Origin of the sequence: Streptomyces sp. NPDC085944 (genome assembly GCF_040686295.1) — a bacterium.
GTDB lineage: Bacteria > Actinomycetota > Actinomycetes > Streptomycetales > Streptomycetaceae > Streptomyces > Streptomyces salinarius.
The window spans coordinates 73,849-91,584 of sequence record NZ_JBFBJX010000018.1 but is presented as its reverse complement, the minus strand read 5'-3'; the positions used below and the strand labels follow the sequence as shown (position 1 = coordinate 91,584).

Below are 17,736 nucleotides of genomic sequence, written 5' to 3'. Positions count from 1 at the left end.
GGCCTGGAGGTTTGCGAGACTGGTGCGGTGAGCAGCGCACCCCCCGCCCCCCGAGTCATCGCCGTAGTCGGACCCACCGCGGCCGGAAAGTCCGATCTGGGCGTGTTCCTGGCCGAGCGGCTCGGCGGCGAGGTCGTCAACGCCGACTCCATGCAGCTCTACCGTGGGATGGACATCGGCACCGCCAAGCTGACGCCCGGGGAACGCGGTGGCGTCCCGCACCATCTGCTGGACGTCTGGGACGTGACGGTCACGGCGTCCGTCGCCGAGTACCAGCGCCTCGCGCGGGAGCGGATCGACGTGCTGCTCGCCGAGGGACGCTGGCCGATCCTCGTCGGCGGTTCCGGCCTCTACGTCCGGGGGGCCGTCGACAACCTGGAGTTCCCCGGCACCGATCCCGAGCTCAGGGCCCGTCTCGAGGAGGAGCTCGAACGGCACGGCTCGGGTGTGCTGCACGCCCGCCTGGCCGCAGTCGACCCGGGGGCGGCGCGGGCCATCCTGGCGAGCAACGGCCGTCGCATCGTGCGCGCCCTCGAGGTGATCGAGATCACCGGCAAGCCCTTCACCGCCAATCTGCCCGGGCACGACTCCGTCTACGACACCGTGCAGATCGGCGTCGACGTGGCCCGCCCCGAACTGCACGAGCGCATCGCCCGGCGCGTCGACCGCATGTGGGAGGCGGGCCTGGTCGACGAGGTGCGGGCGCTGGAGGCGCAGGGGTTGCGCGAGGGGCGCACCGCGTCGCGCGCGCTCGGCTACCAGCAGGTCCTCGCGGCCCTCGCCGGCGAGTGCACGCCGGAGGAGGCGCGCGACGAAACCGTCCGCGCCACCAAGCGCTTCGCGCGCCGTCAGGATTCGTGGTTCAGGCGCGACCCGCGGGTGCACTGGCTGAGTGGGAATGTGGCGGACCGCACGGAACTTCCGCGGCTCGCCCTGTCGTTGGTCGAACGACCGGTTACAGCCTGATCACGTGATGGCATCGGGACGCCCCGGCCGTCATCGGGGCCTTCGGCGGCGTGCCATCATCGAGCTTCGATCGACCGAGTGAGTCCTAGTTGGGAGGGCGCGTGGCGATGGAGGCCGGCCCTCGCGACACCGCACCAAGCACCGAGCACGGCACCGCCGACGGCGGCGGCCCGGAGCCGGACGGCGGCGCCCTCAACCCGGACGGGCCCGACGAGACGCCGGAGGGCGTCACCGCGGACGGACCCGAGCCCGACGAGATGTACGGGGACGAGGTCGAGGTCGAGCTGCGCCCCCAGCGTCGGCTGCGGCTGTGGCAGCTCGCCCCCATCGTGTGTCTGGCCGCGGTCGGTTCCCTGATGTTCGCCTTCCCCCTCGCCTTCGACTTCGGCGACAGTGGCGCCGTGATCGCGATGCTGGGCCTGCTGATCTGCTCCTGCGCGGCCGGCTGGGGCATGATGGCCGCCCGCCGGGTCGGCTACACGTGGCCGGGCCTGCCCCAGCGGGGATCGGAGCGCCGTGCCGAGTGGCGGACGATCCTCGTGTACGCCTTGGCGGTCGCCGCGGTCGTCGTCCTGGCCGTGTGGCGGGTCGCCCGCCTGCGCGGCTGACGGACCGCCCGGCCGTCCCTCGTCGTCGCGGGGTGCCCACCCCGTACGATCGAGGAATGAGCACGCGGATCGCCTTCCTCAAGGGTCACGGCACCGAGAACGACTTCGTGATCGTCCCTGACCCGGAGAACGCCCTCGACCTGCCCCCCGCCGCCGTCGCCGCGCTGTGCGACCGCCGCGCGGGTCTCGGCGGGGACGGACTGCTGCACGTGGTGCGCTCCGCGGCCCACCCCGAGGCGAAGAGCATGGCCGCCGAGGCGGAGTGGTTCATGGACTACCGCAACGGCGACGGCTCCGTCGCCGAGATGTGCGGCAACGGCGTGCGGGTCTTCGCCCGCTACCTCCAGCGTGCCGGGCACGTCTCCGAGGGCGACCTGGCCATCGCGACGCGCGGGGGAGTGAAGCGCGTGCACATCGCCAAGGCCGGGCCCGGCAGCTCGGCCGAGGGCGACGTCACCGTCGGCATGGGCCGCGCCCTGCTCCCCGAGGGCGACGTCGAGGTGAGCGTGGGCGAGCGCACCTGGCCCGCGCGGAACGTGAACATGGGCAACCCGCACGCGGTCGCCTTCGTCGCCGACCTGGCCCACGCCGGAGATCTGTACGCTCCGCCGCCCTTCGAGCCCGCCGGCGCCTACCCGGACGGGGTGAACGTCGAGTTCGTGGTCGACCGGGGCCCCGCCCACGTCGCGATGCGGGTGCACGAGCGCGGTTCCGGGGAGACCCGCTCCTGCGGCACCGGCGCCTGCGCCGTCGCCGTCGCCACCGCCCGAAGGGACGGCGTCGACCCGGCGGTCACCGGCACCCCGGCCACCTACACCGTCGACGTGCCCGGCGGCACCCTGGTGATCAACGAGCGCCCCGACGGCGAGATCGAGATGACGGGACCCGCGGTGATCGTGGCGGAGGGCGAGTTCGACTCCGCCTGGCTGGAAGGGGTACTCGCCTGAACCACAGCCCGGTCCATGACACTCAGTGCGAAAACGTAAACCCTCGGACCATCGCTCGAATGGGTGATCCGTTTCACGCTCGGCGAGAGGCGGTCGGCCGCACGTGATGGGCTCGATAGCATCAAGCACCGGCCCGGACGGGGGACCGACACCATCCCCTGAGCCGTGTCCGCCCTGGGATTCCCCGTCCGCCGGTCCGCGCAGCCGGAGGTGCCCATGAATGCGGAGGCCGTGAACCCGACGAGCCCGGGCCCTGTGCCGCCCGCGGCCACCGGTGCCGTGACCCCGGCGCCCCGCAGAAAGGCCCGTCCCCGGATCGACCTGCGACGACTGGGCCGGGCGGCGCTGCTCGGCTCCGCCACCCGCAGCCGGGCACTGCCCGACGCCATCGGCCACGTCGTCGAGGCCCACCGCGCCCACCACCCCGACGCCGATCTCGACCCGCTGCGCCGCGCCTACGTCCTGGCGGAGTCCTCGCACCGGGGCCAGATGCGCAAGAGCGGCGAGCCGTACATCACCCACCCCCTCGCCGTCACCCTGATCCTCGCCGAACTCGGCGCCGAGACCACCACCCTGACCGCCTCCCTCCTCCACGACACCGTCGAGGACACCGAGGTGACGCTCGACCAGGTCGGCGAGCAGTTCGGCGCCGAGGTCCGCTACCTCGTCGACGGCGTCACCAAACTGGAGAAGGTCGACTACGGCGCCGCCGCCGAGCCCGAGACCTTCCGCAAGATGCTCCTCGCCACCGGCAACGACGTCCGTGTGATGTCGATCAAACTCGCCGACCGGCTGCACAACATGCGCACCCTCGGCGTCATGCGCCGGGAGAAGCAGGAACGCATCGCCAAGGTCACCCGTGACGTCCTCATCCCGCTCGCCGAACGGCTCGGTGTACAGGCGCTCAAGTCCGAGCTGGAAGACCTCGTCTTCGCGGTCATGCACCCCGAGGAGTACGCACACACCCGGGAGCTGGTCCACGAGAACTCCGCCCGCACGGACGACCCGCTCGCCGCGGTCGCCGACGAGGTGCGGGGAGTGCTGCGCGAGGCCGACATCCAGGCCGAAGTCCTGATCCGCCCACGCCACTTCGTCTCCGTGCACCGCGTCTCGCGCAAGCGCGGCAGGCTCCGCGGCGCGGACTTCGGCCGCCTCCTGGTACTCGTCCAGGAGGACGCCGACTGCTACGCCGTCCTCGGTGAGCTGCACACCTGTATGACGCCCGTCGTCTCGGAGTTCAAGGACTTCATCGCCGTCCCCAAGTTCAACCTCTACCAGTCGCTGCACACGGCGGTGGCCCGCGCGGAGGACGGCCAGGTCGTCGAGGTCCTCATCCGCACCCACCAGATGCACAAGGTCGCCGAGGCCGGTGTGGTCGCGCTCGGCAACCCGTACGCCCAGCCGTCCGAGGAACAGAGCGCGGGCGACGGCGAGCGCGCCGACCCCACCCGCCCGGGCTGGCTCTCCCGGCTGCTCGACTGGCAGCGCGGCGCCCCGGACCCCGACACCTTCTGGTCCACCCTGCGCGAGGACCTCGCCCAGGACCGCGAGATCACCGTCTTCCGCCCCGACGGCGGCACCCTCGGCCTCCCCGACGGCGCGACCTGCGTCGACGCCGCCTACGCCCAGTACGGCGAGGACGCCCACGCCACCATCGGCGCCCGGGTCAACGGCAGGCTGGCGCCCATGAGCACGGTGCTGCGGGACGGTGACACGGTGCAGCTCCTGATGGGGCAGGACCCCGCCTCCGAGCCCGCCAGACAGTGGCTCGAGCACGCCCACACGCCCGCCGCGCGGATCGCCATCCAGCGCAGGCTCGCGGCCCACCCGGAACCGGCGCCCGAGGCGGAGGGCCCGGCACGCGGCCCCGCCGCACCCGAGGCCCACGCCCACCCCGACGCGCCGCGGCCGGCCACGGGCGCCCCGCCCGTACGCCCCGCCTCCGCCGACGTCCTCGTCGACCCCCCGGGCGCCACCGTGCGGCTGGCGGGCTGCTGCACCCCCGTACCGCCGGACGAGATCACCGGCTTCGCCGTGCGCGGGGGAGTGGTGACCGTGCACCGCGCGCAGTGCGCCGTGGTGACGCGCATGAAGAACGCCGGCCGCGCGGAGATCGGGGTGCGCTGGGGAGAGAACACCGGCTGCCGGGTGACCCTGCTCGCCGAATCGTTCGGCCGCCCGCACCTCCTGGCCGACCTCACCGAGGCCATGGCCCTCGAAGGCGCCGAAATCGTCTCCGCGACCGTCGAGCCCCCGGACCGCCAGCGGGTCCGGCACAGCTACACCGTCGTCCTCCCGGACGCGGCCCGGCTGCCCGCCCTCATGCGCGCCATGCGCGACGTGGCCGGCGTGTACGACGTCAGCCGTGCCCAACCCCAGCCGACGGGCGCCTGAACCGGCATCCCCTGAACAGCAGTCTGAACCGGCACACCGCGCGGGGACCCGTTCGGGTGCCGTGGGCGCGCGCCGTCGCCGCACCGCACGCGCGCGCTGATAGCCGTGGGGGATGCTGCACACCCCTCACGCCCCGACTCCGCGACCCCGCGCACGCTCCCGGCGCCGGCTCAGGGCCGCGGCGCTGCTCGCCTCCGCCGTCTCCGTCTGCCTGGTCGCCGCGAGCGCACCGCCGACGCCGCTGGGCGTCGGCGACCGCCTCTTCCCGCAGCTGGGCAACCCCGGCTACGACGTGACGGCGTACGACCTCTCCTTCACCTACTCCGGCGACAACAGCAAGCCGCTGGAGGCCGTCACCACCATCGACGCCCGGACCACCGCCGACCTGGACCGGATCAACCTCGACTTCGCCCACGGAAAGGTCGACTCCGTCGAGGTCGACGGGGAGCCCGCCGGCTTCGCCACCGCCGGCGAGGACCTCGTCGTCACGCCCGAGGACGAGATCGACGAGGGCGAGCGGACGCGGATCACGGTGCGGCACAGCAGCGACCCCGTGTATCCCGAGGACCGCCAGGGCGGCTGGGTGCGCACCGCCGACGGCCTCGCCATGGCCAACCAGGCGGACGTCGCCCACCTGGTCTTCCCCTGCAACGACCACCCCTCGGACAAGGCGCGGTTCACCTTCCGCATCACGGCCCCCGACGGGCTCACCGCCGTCGCGAACGGCCTGCCGTCGGACGTGGAGCGTGTCGGCGGCTCGACGACCTGGACCTACCGGACCGGGCACCCCATGGCCACCGAGCTGGCCCAGGTGTCCATCGGCCGCTCCACCGTGCTGCACCGCACGGGCCCGCACGGCCTGCCCGTCCGGGACGTGGTCCCGACCGAACACCGCGCGGCGCTCGAGCCGTGGCTGGCGAAGACCCCCGGTCAGATCGAGTGGATGGAGCAGAAGGTCGGGCGCTACCCCTTCGAGACCTACGGGCTGCTCATGGCCGACGCCACCACCGGCTTCGAACTCGAGACCCAGACGCTCACCCTCTTCGAACGGGAACTGTTCACGGAGCCGGCCTACCCCAAGTGGTACGTCGAGTCGATCATGGTGCACGAGCTGGCCCACTCCTGGTTCGGCAACAGCGTCAGCCCGGCCACCTGGTCCGACCTGTGGCTCAACGAGGGACACGCCACCTGGTACGAGGCGCTGTACGCGGAGGAGACCGCGGACAAGCCCATGGCGGCACGTATGAAGGCCGCCTACGGCGCCTCCGACCGCTGGCGCACCGCGGGCGGACCCCCGGCGGCTCCGAAGCCGCCGAAGAACGGCCGCAAGACCGGGATCTTCCGCTCCAACGTCTACGACGGTGCCGCGCTCGTGCTCTACGCCCTGCGCCAGGAGATCGGCCGCCCCGCCTTCGAACGCGTCGAGCGCGCCTGGGTCGCCCGCAACCAGGACGGCACGGCGACGACCGCCGACTTCGTCCGGCTCGCCTCCGGGATCTCCGGCCGCGACCTGAGCGACTTCTTCCAGACCTGGCTGTACGGGGCGAAGACCCCGCCGATGCCCGGCCACCCGGACTGGAAGCAGACCCCGGCCGCGAAGGCCCCCGCCAAGGCGGCCCGGAAGACGCACGGCGGATAAGCCGGTGACGAGACGGCCCGTGCCGTGCGACCATCTTCGGGACGGCGTGGCACGGGCCCCGGGAATCTCCCCGGCGGTTCGCACGTTGTACAGCATGTCGCGGCATGTGCGCCGCGCCCACCGTTTCCCCACTGCGTAAGGATCCAATGACCTCCTCTTCTTCCCCCTCCCAGGACACCAAGCGTCTCGCGCAGACCTATCCCGAGGGCCTCCGGGCCGATGCCCTGATGGAAGAGGACGTCGCCTGGAGCCACGAGACCGACTCCCAGTGGGACGGCGAGCAGTTCGACCGCTCCGACCGCGCGGCCCTGCGCCGCGTGGCGGGCCTCTCCACCGAGCTCGAGGACGTCACCGAGGTCGAGTACCGCCAGCTCCGCCTGGAACGGGTCGTCCTCGTCGGCGTGTGGACCTCGGGCACCGTGCAGGACGCGGAGAACTCCCTCGCGGAGCTCGCCGCCCTCGCCGAGACCGCCGGCGCCCTCGTGCTCGACGGCGTGATCCAGCGCCGCGACAAGCCCGACGCCGCCACCTACATCGGCTCCGGCAAGGCCCAGGAGCTGCGGGACGTCGTCCTCGAGACGGGCGCGGACACCGTCATCTGCGACGGTGAGCTGAGCCCGGGCCAGCTGATCCACCTCGAGGACGTCGTCAAGGTCAAGGTCATCGACCGCACGGCCCTGATCCTGGACATCTTCGCCCAGCACGCCAAGTCCCGAGAGGGCAAGGCGCAGGTCGCGCTCGCGCAGATGCAGTACATGCTGCCCAGGCTGCGCGGCTGGGGCCAGTCGCTGTCCCGGCAGATGGGCGGCGGAAAGGGCGGCGGCCTCGCCACCCGCGGCCCCGGTGAGACCAAGATCGAGACGGACCGGCGCCGGATCCGCGAGAAGATGGCGAAGATGCGCCGTGAGATCGCGGAGATGAAGACCGGCCGCGAGATCAAGCGCCAGGAGCGCCGGCGCCACAAGGTGCCCTCCGTCGCCATCGCGGGCTACACCAACGCGGGCAAGTCCTCGCTGCTCAACCGCCTCACGGGCGCGGGCGTGCTGGTGGAGAACGCGCTGTTCGCCACCCTCGACCCGACCGTGCGCCGCGCGGAGACGCCCAGCGGCCGCCTGTACACCCTGGCCGACACCGTCGGCTTCGTCCGGCACCTGCCGCACCATCTGGTCGAGGCGTTCCGCTCCACGATGGAGGAGGTCGGTGACTCCGACCTGATCCTGCACGTGGTCGACGGTTCGCACCCCGTCCCGGAGGAGCAGCTGGCCGCCGTGCGCGAGGTGATCAGGGACGTCGGCGCCACCGACGTACCCGAGATCGTCGTGATCAACAAGGCCGACATGGCCGACCCGCTGGTGCTCCAGCGGCTGCTGCGGGTCGAGAAGCGGTCCATCGCGGTCTCGGCGCGCACCGGCCGGAACATCGACCAGCTGCTCGCGCTGATCGACAACGAGCTGCCGCGTCCCTCGGTCGAGATCGAGGCGCTCGTGCCGTACACCCACGGCAAGCTGGTCGCCCGCGCGCACGACGAGGGCGAGGTGATCTCCGAGGAGCACACCCCGGAGGGCACCCTGCTCAAGGTCCGGGTGCACGAGGAGCTGGCGGCGGAGCTGACGCCGTACGTTCCGGCGCCGCTCGCCTGAGACCCGCGCGCCGCACAGCGGAGAGCGACCGAGGGCCCGTCCCCCTGCCACGGCAGGGGGACGGGCCCTCGTCAGGTGCGGCTCACCGACCGCCGTACGTCTTGCTCATGTTCTGGTACATCGCCTCGGCCGCCCGGCCCAGCTGCGGACCCGCCAGCCAGGTGTTCTCCAGCGGGCCGATCGAGGTGTTCGAGACCAGCTTGGTCTCCCCGCCCACCACGCGGAACCAGCCGCCGCCGGACGAACCGCCGGTCATGGTGCAGCCGATGCGGTACATCGTCGGCAGCGACGGGCTCAGCGACAGCCGGCCGGGCCGGTCGACGCACTTGAACATCTCCAGGCCGTTGTACGGCGGTGCCGCCGGGTAGCCCCAGGCGCCCATGCTGGACACCTCCCTCGCCGACGGGGCGGAGAAGTCCACATCGAGGGCGGCGCCGACGGTTTCCTCCAGCGACTTGCCGCCCTGTTCCGGCTTCACGTGCAGCACCGAGTAGTCGTACGCGGCCCCGTCGCCGCCGCTCTGGGAACCGCCCTTGATCCACTGGTCCGAGGTCGACGCCCAGTCGGCCCACCAGGTGCCGTACGGCGCCATCTCGGTGGTCGTCGCGTTCGCCAGCTCCGCCTCGGGCTTGCCGTAGTCGTTGTACGACGGGACGAAGGCGATGTTGCGGTACCAGCCGCCGCTGCCGCCGGCGTGCACGCAGTGGCCCGCCGTCCACACCAGGTTGGACTTGCCGGGGTGGTTCACGTCCTTGACCACCGTGCCGGAGCAGACCATCGAGCCCTCGGGGGAGTCGAAGAAGACCTTGCCCACCGGCGCGGCGTTCTCGTGGTACGGCTTCTCCTCGGCCACGGCCTCGACGGGCGCCGGCTCCGGGTCGGTGGCGCCCTGGTCGGCGGCCGCGTCCTTGGTGGTGACGGTCTTGTCGGCCTCCTTCGCGGACTTCATCCGGTCCGGCTGCCACAGGCCCTCGATCACCGGGTTGACGAAGTCCTTGGCCTCACTGAGCCACTTGTCCTTGTCCCAGTTCCTCCAGCCGCCGTCCTTCCACTGGTCGACGTCGATGCCGTGCTCCTTGAGCCGGTCCGCGAGGCCGGCCGGCAGACCGCCCTCGCCGCCACCGGCGTCGGCGGCCTGGGAGGTGCCGCCGCCGGGCTCGGCGTCGGCCTTGTCCTGCTCCGACCCCCCGCAGGCGGTCGCGGTGAGCGTCAGCGCGGCGACCAGGCCGGCCGCGGTGAGAGCGGTGCGCCGGCCGCGGCGTGGCGCGGCGGACGTACGTGTGGAACGCATGGTGCGAGGACCCCCGTTGAGACGTGTGAATGCGTGATGGTCTGTCATGAATGCGCGGTGGGGTGCCGGCCTCGGCCCGGCACACCCCACCGTCCGGCCGGCTCAGCGCAGGCGAGGCCCGCTCACTGACCGGCGAACTTGCCGCTCACCGCGTCGAACACGCCCTTGGCCTCCTCGCCCAGGCGCGGACCGGCCAGCCAGCCGGCCGTCACCGGGCCGATCGACGTGTTGGAGACCAGCGCCGGCTTGCCGTCGGACCCCGCGGCGATCCAGCCGCCGCCGGACGAACCGCCGGTCATGGTGCAGCCGATGCGGTACATCGTCGGGTCGGAGGCGTTGATCGACAGCCGGCCGGGCTTGTCCTGGCACTGGTACAGCTTCTGGCCGTCGTACGGCGGCGCGGCCGGGTACCCGATCGCCTTCATGCTCTCGACCTCCGGCACGGCGGGCGCGCCGAAGTCCACCGGCATCGCGGCGCCGACCGTCTCCTCCAGCGACTTGCCGCCGCTGCCCTTCTCCGGCGTCACGTGGATCACGGCGAAGTCGTACGAGGCGCCGTCACCGCCGGTGGCACCGCCCTGCTCGATCCACTGGTCCGAGGTCTGCGCCCAGTCGCCCCACCAGACACCGTAGGGAGCGACCTCCTCCTTGGTGGCGTTCTGCAGTTCCTCGATCGACATCTCGGCGTCGTTGTACGACGGCACGAAAGCGATGTTGCGGTACCAGCCGCCGCTCTTGCCGGCGTGCACGCAGTGGCCGGCCGTCCAGACCATGTTGGACTTGCCGGGGTGGGCCGGGTCCTTCACGACCGTCGCCGAGCACACCATCGAACCCTTGGGGGAGTCGAAGAGGAGCTTGCCGGCCGTGGCGGCACTGTCGTGGTACTTGGCCGGTACGGCCTGCGCATCGACCGGCGCCGGCTCCGGGTCGGTGACCCCCTGGTCACCGGAGATGTCGTTCTCGTCGACCTCCTGGTCCGGCTCCTCGGCGTCCCGCATCCGGTCCGGGTCCCACAGGCCCTCGATGATCGGGTTGACGAAGTCCTGCGCCTCGCGCAGCCAGTCGTCCTTGTTCCAGTTCTTCCAGGCGCCGTGCTTCCAGTCGTCGACGTCGATCCCGTGTTCCTTGAGCTTGTCCTTGATGTGGTCCGGGATCCGGATGCCGCCGTTGCCGTCGTCGACGGCGGAAGCGGAGGCCGAGGCGTCGCCGCCCGCCTCGGGGTCGCCGTCCTCGCACGCCGTGGCGGTGAGCGCGAGCGCTGAGACGAGCGCCACGGCGGCAGCCGTGGCGGAGGTCCCGCGCCGCCCGCGTCTGTTTCCGCGCGTGCTGAACGACGGCCGTATGGATCGCATGGTGTTGACTCCCCCTGCTGTGAACGAACGTGGTGCAGTGGCCGCGCCGTTCGGCGGATCCGGACCGGTCTCCCGGGTCCCGGTTCCGCACGGCGGCTGCCACCTGGAACGGCACCACACACTATGCGCCCGCTGTGGGGGACTTCCGACGGAACGGCAACGGTTCGGACACAGCCGTCCGACCGGCGCTGTTCGGCGGCGACGCCCGCACCGGCGAGGGACGCTGCGGACGCCCGCGCCGGTCGTCGGTGCGGCCGGGAACACGGCATCGAGCCGAACGATCTTCGGGCAACCCGTAACCCACCGCGCGTGCCGCGGTTGCTAGCGGTGGGGGGTCCGCTGTCGCGACGCGGTCCTCCGTGCCGAGGACGGGCCCGGCACGACGCGCCGGGTCGGGACAGCGGGAGGTCGAGAAGCCGTGGCGGGATCCGCGTACGAGGGTTTTGCGGGCGGCGACGGCGAGAACGCCGCACCTCGGAGCATGGAGCGGGAGAGCCCCGGACGCCGTGGCCGCCCCGGCCGCTCCGGCCGAGAGGAATCCGGCCCCGAGGGCGTCGAGCTGGGGCGGGTCCGGCCCGTGCACGTCCGGTGCGGGGCCGGCCGGTCCGAGGACGACGCCGGGCCGCGGAGCGTCGGGGCAAGCGGTGCACCGAGGCGTCAGCCGACGCGGGAGACCGCGGCGCGCACCTACCCGCGCGCCCTGCCGGTCGTTCCCGTACGCGCCCGTGGGCTGACCGTGGAGGACTCCGCCGGCCGCCGTTACCTGGACTGTTCCTCCGGATCGGGGGCCCTGGCCCTGGGGCACAATCACCCGGTCGTGCTGGAGGCGATCCGCAGGGTTCTCGACTCGGGGGCTCCGCTGCATGCCATGGGCCTCACCACCCCCGTGGAGGACGCTTTCGTCACCGAACTCCTGCGCACCCTCCCGCCCCGGCTCTCCGCCCACGCGCGCGTGCGGTTCTGCGGACCCGGCGGTACCGACCCGCTCGACACCGCGGTCGCCCTGGCGCGCGCCGCCACCGGGCGGGACCCGGTCGTCACCGTCACCGGCGCCCACCACCGTGCGGCCGCCGAGGCATGCTGCCCGGCCGGCGCGGGAGAACCGCCCGCCGGGGTACTCCTGGAACCGGTACGCGGCGCGGACGGTGTATTGACCGTGCCGGACGCCTGGCTGCGCGACCTGCGACGGATCACGGCCGAACGGTCCGTGCCGCTCATCGCCGACGAGACCGAGACGGGGGCCGGCCGGACCGGCGCCTTCTGGGCGGTCGCCCACAGTGGAGTCACCCCCGACGTGCTGATCCTCTCCAAGGCGATCGGCGGCAGCCTGCCGCTCGCCGCGGTGGTCCACCACGACGCCCTCGACGGCCGCGAGGTCCTCGACGACCGCCTCGACGGCCACCGCACCGGCTTCCCCCAGCACCGTGCGGGAGCGTCCGGCGCCGCCACCTTCCGCGGCAACCAACTCGCCCTGGCCGCCGGCGCGGCGACCCTGGCCCACGTCCGCGAACAGCGCCTCGCCGAGCACGCCGCCACCCTCGGCGGCCGGATACTGTCCCGACTGCGCGATCTGGCCGCGGAGTTCGCCTGTGTCGCGGAGGTGCGCGGGCGCGGTCTGATGATCGGCATGGAGCTGGCGCCGCCGTACGGTGCACTCGACGGCACCCCCGCCGACGCGGACCGGCCCCACACCGGGAGTGAACTCGCCGCCGCCGTCCAACGGGAGTGTCTGCACCGCGGCCTGATCGTGGATCTCACCGGACCGACCGGGAACGTCGTGCGCCTGCTGCCGCCCCTGATCGTCACCGAGGAGCAGACGTCGGCGGTTCTGGACCGCCTGGCCGACGCGGTGCAGGCGGTGGACCGGCGCCGCGACGGCCACGCCCCGTCCCACCGGGCGCCCGTCTCGCACTGACATCCGCCGCCGCTCCCCGCCCCCGCTCCCGCACGCCACGAGGACCGAGTTGCACACCACCCCCACGCATGAGCCGCCGCCCGCCGAGCCGCGGCCGACCGCCACCCCCTCGGACCACCCCGGCCCCCGTGACTCCCAAGACCGCCCACACCCCGGCGACCGCTTCGACGCCTACGCCGTGGCGCAGGCGTCGGCCACCGAGAACCTGCTTCGTTGCTGGGTCCGTGAGGCCGACGTGCCCGCGCCCGGCAACGGCGTCCTGCACCTGCTGCTCCCGGCCTGCGGCACGGCCCTGGCCGTCCCCGTGTCCTACTGGTCCCCGACCGGACTGCACCGCTTCGGCCTCCCCCGACTGGTCGGCGCCCCCGCCTCGGCGCCGCCCGTGGACGCTCTCACGCTCGCTGCGCTGCTCGGACGGGAGACCCCCGGCGTCCCGGGGCCCGCCGGGCCCGACCTCGTCGCGCGCGTGGCCGACTCCGTCCGCCGTACCGCCGTAATCCTCCGTGACCGCGCGGAACACCCCGGCGGTGCCACAGGTCGTCCGGCTCCCGCACCTGACGACCTGTTCCTCGCCGCCGAACAGGCGCTGCTGCTCGGGCACCCGCTGCACCCCACGCCCAAGAGCCGCCAGAACCTCACCGACGCGGAGGCGCGGCGGTACTCGCCCGAACTGCGCGGCTCCTTCCCCCTGCACTGGATGGCCGTCGCCCCGTCCGTACTCGCCACCGACTCGGCCTGGACCGAGCGCGGGCGCCCGGTCGCCGCACCCCGGCTGACCGCACGCCTCGCCGCGGACGGACCGGCCCCGACGGACGGATACGCGCTCCTTCCGCTGCACCCCTGGCAGTTCCGCGCCGTCACCCACCGGCCCGAGGTCGCCGCACTGCTGGAGGCCGGACTGCTCAGGGACCTGGGAGCCCGCGGCGCCCCGTGGCATCCCACCTCCTCCCTGCGGACCGTGCACCGCACCGGCGCCCCCGCCATGCTCAAGCTCTCGCTCGCGCTGCACATCACCAACTCCCGCCGCGAGAACCTCCGCAAGGAACTCCACCGCGGTGTCGAGGTCCACCGCCTGCTGCGACGCGGACTGTCCCGCCAGTGGCAGGCCGCCCACCCGGCCTTCGACATCGTCCGCGACCCGGCCTGGCTCGCCGTCGACGGACCGGACGGCGCCCCCGTGCGCGGGCTGGACGTCGTCATCCGTCACAACCCGTTCCTGCCCTCGGACGACGTCTCCTGCGTGGCCGGCCTCGCCGCGCCGCGGCCGCACACGCGGGCGGACCGCTCCGACGTGCGCACCGCCGGCGTTCCCGCCCCACGCTCCCGGATGGCCGAGGCCGTCACCGGGCTCGCCGGGCGGACGGGCCGTCCGGCAGGAGCCGTCGCCACCGAGTGGTTCGGGCGCTACCTGCACCACGTCGTACGTCCCGTCCTGTGGCTGGACGCCCACGCGGGTATCGCTCTGGAAGCGCACCAGCAGAACACGCTCGTCCTGCTGGACGCCGACGGCTGGCCCGCCGGCGGCCGCTACCGCGACAACCAGGGCTACTACTTCCGGGAGTCGAGACGTACGGAACTCGACGCCCGGCTGCCGGGGATCGGGGCGCACAGCGACACCTTCGTGGCCGACGAGGTCGCCGACGAACGCTTCGCCTACTACCTCGCCGTCAACAACGTGTTCGGCCTCATCGGCGCCTTCGGCGCCCAGGGCCTCGCCGACGAACGGCTGCTGCTCGCCGTCTTCCGCCGCTTCCTCGGCGAGCTGGCCTCCGGCCCGGCCCCGGGGGGCGGACGGCTTCCGGCGCACCTCCTCGACTCGCCCGTCCTGCGCTGCAAGGCCAACCTGCTGACCCGCCTGCACGGCCTCGACGAACTCGTGGGGCCGGTGGACACCCAGTCCGTCTACGTCACCATCGCCAACCCGCTGCGCGCCTGACCGGTCCGCCGCCCCGACCCCGTTCCCTCGGGCATCCCGCCCCTCCCCGAAAGAGCGACCTCATGACGTCCACCGACGCGAGTGCCGACGACACCCTGGACCTGCATCTGCCCGAGGAGTTCGTCGCGCTCTTCCGGAGCGCGGGGGACGATCCCGCCGGGACGGGGACGGCACGCGCGCGTGAGGATCTCCTCGACCGCGTCGCCGACTGGGGGCCGATCGGCACCCCCGTGGGCGCCTTCCACCTGACGCCCGTCGAAGTCGAACGGCATGTTCCGCTGATCGCGCGCTGGATGAACGACCCGGCCGTCGCCGCCTACTGGCAGCTGGCCGGACCCCAGAGTGCGACCGAGGACCACGTACGCGCCCAGCTCACCGGCGACGGCCGCAGCGTCCCGTGCGTCGGGGTGCTCGACGGGGTGCCGATGAGCTACTGGGAGATCTACCGGGCGGACCTCGACCCGCTGGCCCGGTACTGTCCCGTACGGCCGCACGACACCGGCCTCCACGTCCTGATCGGCGACGACGCCGATCGCGGGCAGGGCATCGGGACCGCACTGATCAGGACCGTCAGCGACCTCGCCCTCACCGCCCGGCCCGCTTGCACCCGGGTGCTGGCCGAACCGGACGTCCGCAACGCGCCTTCCGTCGCGGCGTTCCTCGGCGCGGGCTTCCGCCTCCACACGGAGATCGACCTGCCCGGCAAGCGAGCCGCCCTCCTGGTCCGGGAACGGACGGCGCCCGATTCCCGGTGACCCGCGCCGCCCTCCGACCCGTCCCGTCCGTCCAGGAGCCCCCTTGCACCGGCCGTCGCCACCGCCTCCGCACCGCCGCAGCACGTCTCGCCCCGGTTCTCCCTCGTCCCTCGCACGTGCCTTGCCGACCCGTTTGTCGGTGCCGGGCCGTAGGGTGGTCGCGCTATGACGAAGCCCTCACTCCCCGAACTCCTGCACGCCGCCGTCACCGCCGTCGGCGGCACGGAGCGGCCCGGCCAGGTGGCCATGGCCGAAGCCGTCGAGGAAGCCATCGACGGCGGCTCCCATCTGCTCGTCCAGGCCGGCACCGGCACCGGAAAGTCGCTCGGCTACCTGGTGCCCGCCCTGGCCCACGGGGAGCGGGTGGTCGTGGCCACGGCGACCCTGGCCCTGCAGCGCCAGCTGGTCGAGCGGGACCTGCCCCGCACGGTCGACGCGCTCCATCCGCTGCTGCGCCGCCGCCCGGAGTTCGCGATGCTCAAGGGCCGGTCGAACTACCTGTGCCTGCACCGGCTGCACGAGGGCGTCCCGCAGGACGAGGAGGAGGGCCTCTTCGACCAGTTCGAGGCCGCCGCACCCACCAGCAGACTGGGCCAGGACCTGCTGCGGATGCGCGACTGGGCCGACGAGACCGAGACCGGCGACCGCGACGACCTCACACCGGGCGTCTCCGACCGCGCCTGGTCGCAGGTCTCGGTGTCCTCCCGGGAGTGCCTGGGCGCCTCGAAGTGCGCCTACGGCGCCGAGTGCTTCGCCGAGACGGCCCGGGAGCGGGCCAAGCTCTCCGAGGTCGTCGTGACCAACCACGCGCTGCTCGCGATCGACGCCATCGAGGGCGCGCCCGTCCTGCCGCAGCACGAGGTGCTGATCGTCGACGAGGCGCACGAACTGGTCTCCCGGGTCACCGGCGTCGCCACCGGCGAGCTGACCCCCGGCCAGGTCAACCGTGCGGTGCGCCGCGCCGCGAAGCTGGTCAACGAGAAGGCCGCCGACCAGCTCCAGACCGCCGCCGAGGGCTTCGAGCGGCTGATGGAGCTGGCGTTGCCGGGCCGCCTGGAGGAGATCCCGGAGGACCTGGGCTACGCGCTGATGGCGCTGCGAGACGCCTGCCGTACGGTCATCTCGGCCATCGGCACCACCCGTGACAAGTCCGTGCAGGACGAGGACGCGGTCCGTAAGCAGGCGCTGGCCTCCGTGGAGTCCGTGCACGACGTGGCGGAGCGGATCACGAACGGCTCGGAGTGGGACGTCGTCTGGTACGAGCGGCACGAGCCCCGCGGCGGAGCCGCGTATCGGCCCAGTGGGGCCTCGCTGCGGGTCGCCCCGATGTCCGTCTCGGGGCTGCTGCGGGAGAAGCTCTTCACCGACCGCTCCGTGGTCCTGACCTCCGCGACCCTGAAGCTGGGCGGCGACTTCAACGGCGTCGGGGCATCGCTCGGCCTCGCCCCCGAGGGCACCGAGGGCGACGACGTGCCCCAGTGGAAGGGCGTCGACGTCGGCTCGCCCTTCGACTACCGCAGGCAGGGCATCCTCTACGTCGCCAAGCACCTGGCCCGCCCCGCCCGGGACGGCGACCGCGGCGACATGCTCGACGAGCTGACCGAGCTGATCCAGGCCGCGGGCGGCCGCACGCTGGGGCTGTTCTCCTCGATGCGCGCGGCCCAGCTGGCCGCCGAGGAACTGCGCTCGCGCATCCCGGAGTACCCGATCCTCCTCCAGGGCGAGGAGACCCTCGGCGAGCTGATCAAGAACTTCGCCGCCGACCCGCGGACCTGCCTCTTCGGCACCCTGTCGCTGTGGCAGGGCGTCGACGTCCCCGGGCCGAGCTGTCAGCTCGTCGTCATGGACAAGATTCCGTTCCCGCGTCCGGACGACCCCCTGATGAGCGCCCGCCAGAAGGCGGTGGAGGAGGCCGGGGGCAACGGCTTCATGGCGGTCGCCGCGACGCACGCCGCACTGCTGATGGCCCAGGGCGCGGGCCGGCTCGTCCGGGCGTCCGGCGACCGCGGGGTGGTCGCCGTACTGGACCAGCGGCTGGCGACGGCCCGGTACGGAAGCTATCTGAAGGCGTCCCTGCCGGACTTCTGGTTCACCACGGACCGCAACCAGGTCCGCAAGTCGCTCGCCGCGATCGACGCGAAGGCTCAACAGACCGAGGCCGCCGGACCGGGTGAGAGCGCGGAGCAGCCGCAGGGCGACTGAGCGGGTGGCCCGTACAGCGCTGGGCCCCGGAACCGGCGCAGAGGTCCCGGGGCCCGGTCGGGTCGGCGGGGCGCGGTCGCGCGTACCCGCC

12 protein-coding genes are annotated in these 17,736 nt (G+C 73.1%); 10 read left to right on the top strand and 2 right to left on the bottom strand.

The window, feature by feature from the left end:
* Positions 1-27 precede the first annotated feature (27 nt).
* The 6 genes from miaA (at position 28) to hflX (ending at position 8,194) form a co-directional block, all read left to right on the top strand.
* Positions 28-966 (top strand): tRNA (adenosine(37)-N6)-dimethylallyltransferase MiaA, encoded by a 939-nt coding sequence (miaA, locus tag AB0P07_RS29775; protein ID WP_365555990.1) that lies wholly within the window; start codon positions 28-30, stop codon positions 964-966.
* 107 nt (positions 967-1,073) lie between these two features.
* Positions 1,074-1,574 carry a hypothetical protein gene (locus AB0P07_RS29770; protein WP_164713163.1) on the top strand — a complete coding sequence of 167 codons (501 nt, stop codon included), beginning with the start codon at positions 1,074-1,076 and terminating at the stop codon, positions 1,572-1,574.
* 56 nt (positions 1,575-1,630) lie between these two features.
* The gene (gene dapF / locus AB0P07_RS29765) at positions 1,631-2,521 is read left to right on the top strand and encodes a diaminopimelate epimerase (protein ID WP_365555988.1); all 891 of its coding nucleotides are present in this window, start codon (positions 1,631-1,633) and stop codon (positions 2,519-2,521) included.
* Between the two features lie 216 nt (positions 2,522-2,737).
* On the top strand, positions 2,738-4,915 hold the full coding sequence (locus AB0P07_RS29760; protein WP_365555986.1) for an HD domain-containing protein: 2,178 nt from the start codon (positions 2,738-2,740) through the stop codon (positions 4,913-4,915).
* Between the two features lie 112 nt (positions 4,916-5,027).
* Complete coding sequence (locus AB0P07_RS29755) at positions 5,028-6,554, top strand: M1 family metallopeptidase (protein ID WP_365555984.1); 1,527 nt, start codon at positions 5,028-5,030, stop codon at positions 6,552-6,554.
* 146 nt (positions 6,555-6,700) lie between these two features.
* Complete coding sequence (hflX, locus tag AB0P07_RS29750; RefSeq protein WP_365555982.1) at positions 6,701-8,194, top strand: GTPase HflX; 1,494 nt, start codon at positions 6,701-6,703, stop codon at positions 8,192-8,194.
* Between the two features lie 82 nt (positions 8,195-8,276).
* Here hflX and AB0P07_RS29745 read toward each other — a convergent pair whose 3' ends face one another.
* Positions 8,277-9,485 carry a hypothetical protein gene (locus AB0P07_RS29745; RefSeq protein ID WP_365555980.1) on the bottom strand — a complete coding sequence of 403 codons (1,209 nt, stop codon included), beginning with the start codon at positions 9,483-9,485 and terminating at the stop codon, positions 8,277-8,279.
* 122 nt (positions 9,486-9,607) lie between these two features.
* Positions 9,608-10,837, bottom strand: a complete 1,230-nt coding sequence (locus tag AB0P07_RS29740; RefSeq protein WP_365555978.1) for a hypothetical protein — start codon at positions 10,835-10,837, stop codon at positions 9,608-9,610.
* 418 nt (positions 10,838-11,255) lie between these two features.
* Here AB0P07_RS29740 and AB0P07_RS29735 point away from each other — a divergent pair, with 418 nt between their 5' ends.
* The 4 genes from AB0P07_RS29735 to AB0P07_RS29720 all read left to right on the top strand — a co-directional run bounded on the left by AB0P07_RS29735 (position 11,256) and on the right by AB0P07_RS29720 (position 17,645).
* Complete coding sequence (locus AB0P07_RS29735) at positions 11,256-12,752, top strand: aminotransferase class III-fold pyridoxal phosphate-dependent enzyme (RefSeq protein WP_365555976.1); 1,497 nt, start codon at positions 11,256-11,258, stop codon at positions 12,750-12,752.
* 49 nt (positions 12,753-12,801) lie between these two features.
* Positions 12,802-14,688, top strand: a complete 1,887-nt coding sequence (locus AB0P07_RS29730; RefSeq protein WP_365555974.1) for an IucA/IucC family protein — start codon at positions 12,802-12,804, stop codon at positions 14,686-14,688.
* Positions 14,689-14,750: 62 nt separating this feature from the next.
* Positions 14,751-15,443 (top strand): GNAT family N-acetyltransferase, encoded by a 693-nt coding sequence (locus tag AB0P07_RS29725; protein ID WP_365555972.1) that lies wholly within the window; start codon positions 14,751-14,753, stop codon positions 15,441-15,443.
* A gap of 165 nt (positions 15,444-15,608) precedes the next feature.
* A complete protein-coding gene (locus tag AB0P07_RS29720; RefSeq protein WP_365555970.1) occupies positions 15,609-17,645 on the top strand; it encodes an ATP-dependent DNA helicase in 2,037 nt (678 codons plus the stop codon).
* The last annotated feature ends 91 nt before the right edge of the window (positions 17,646-17,736 follow it).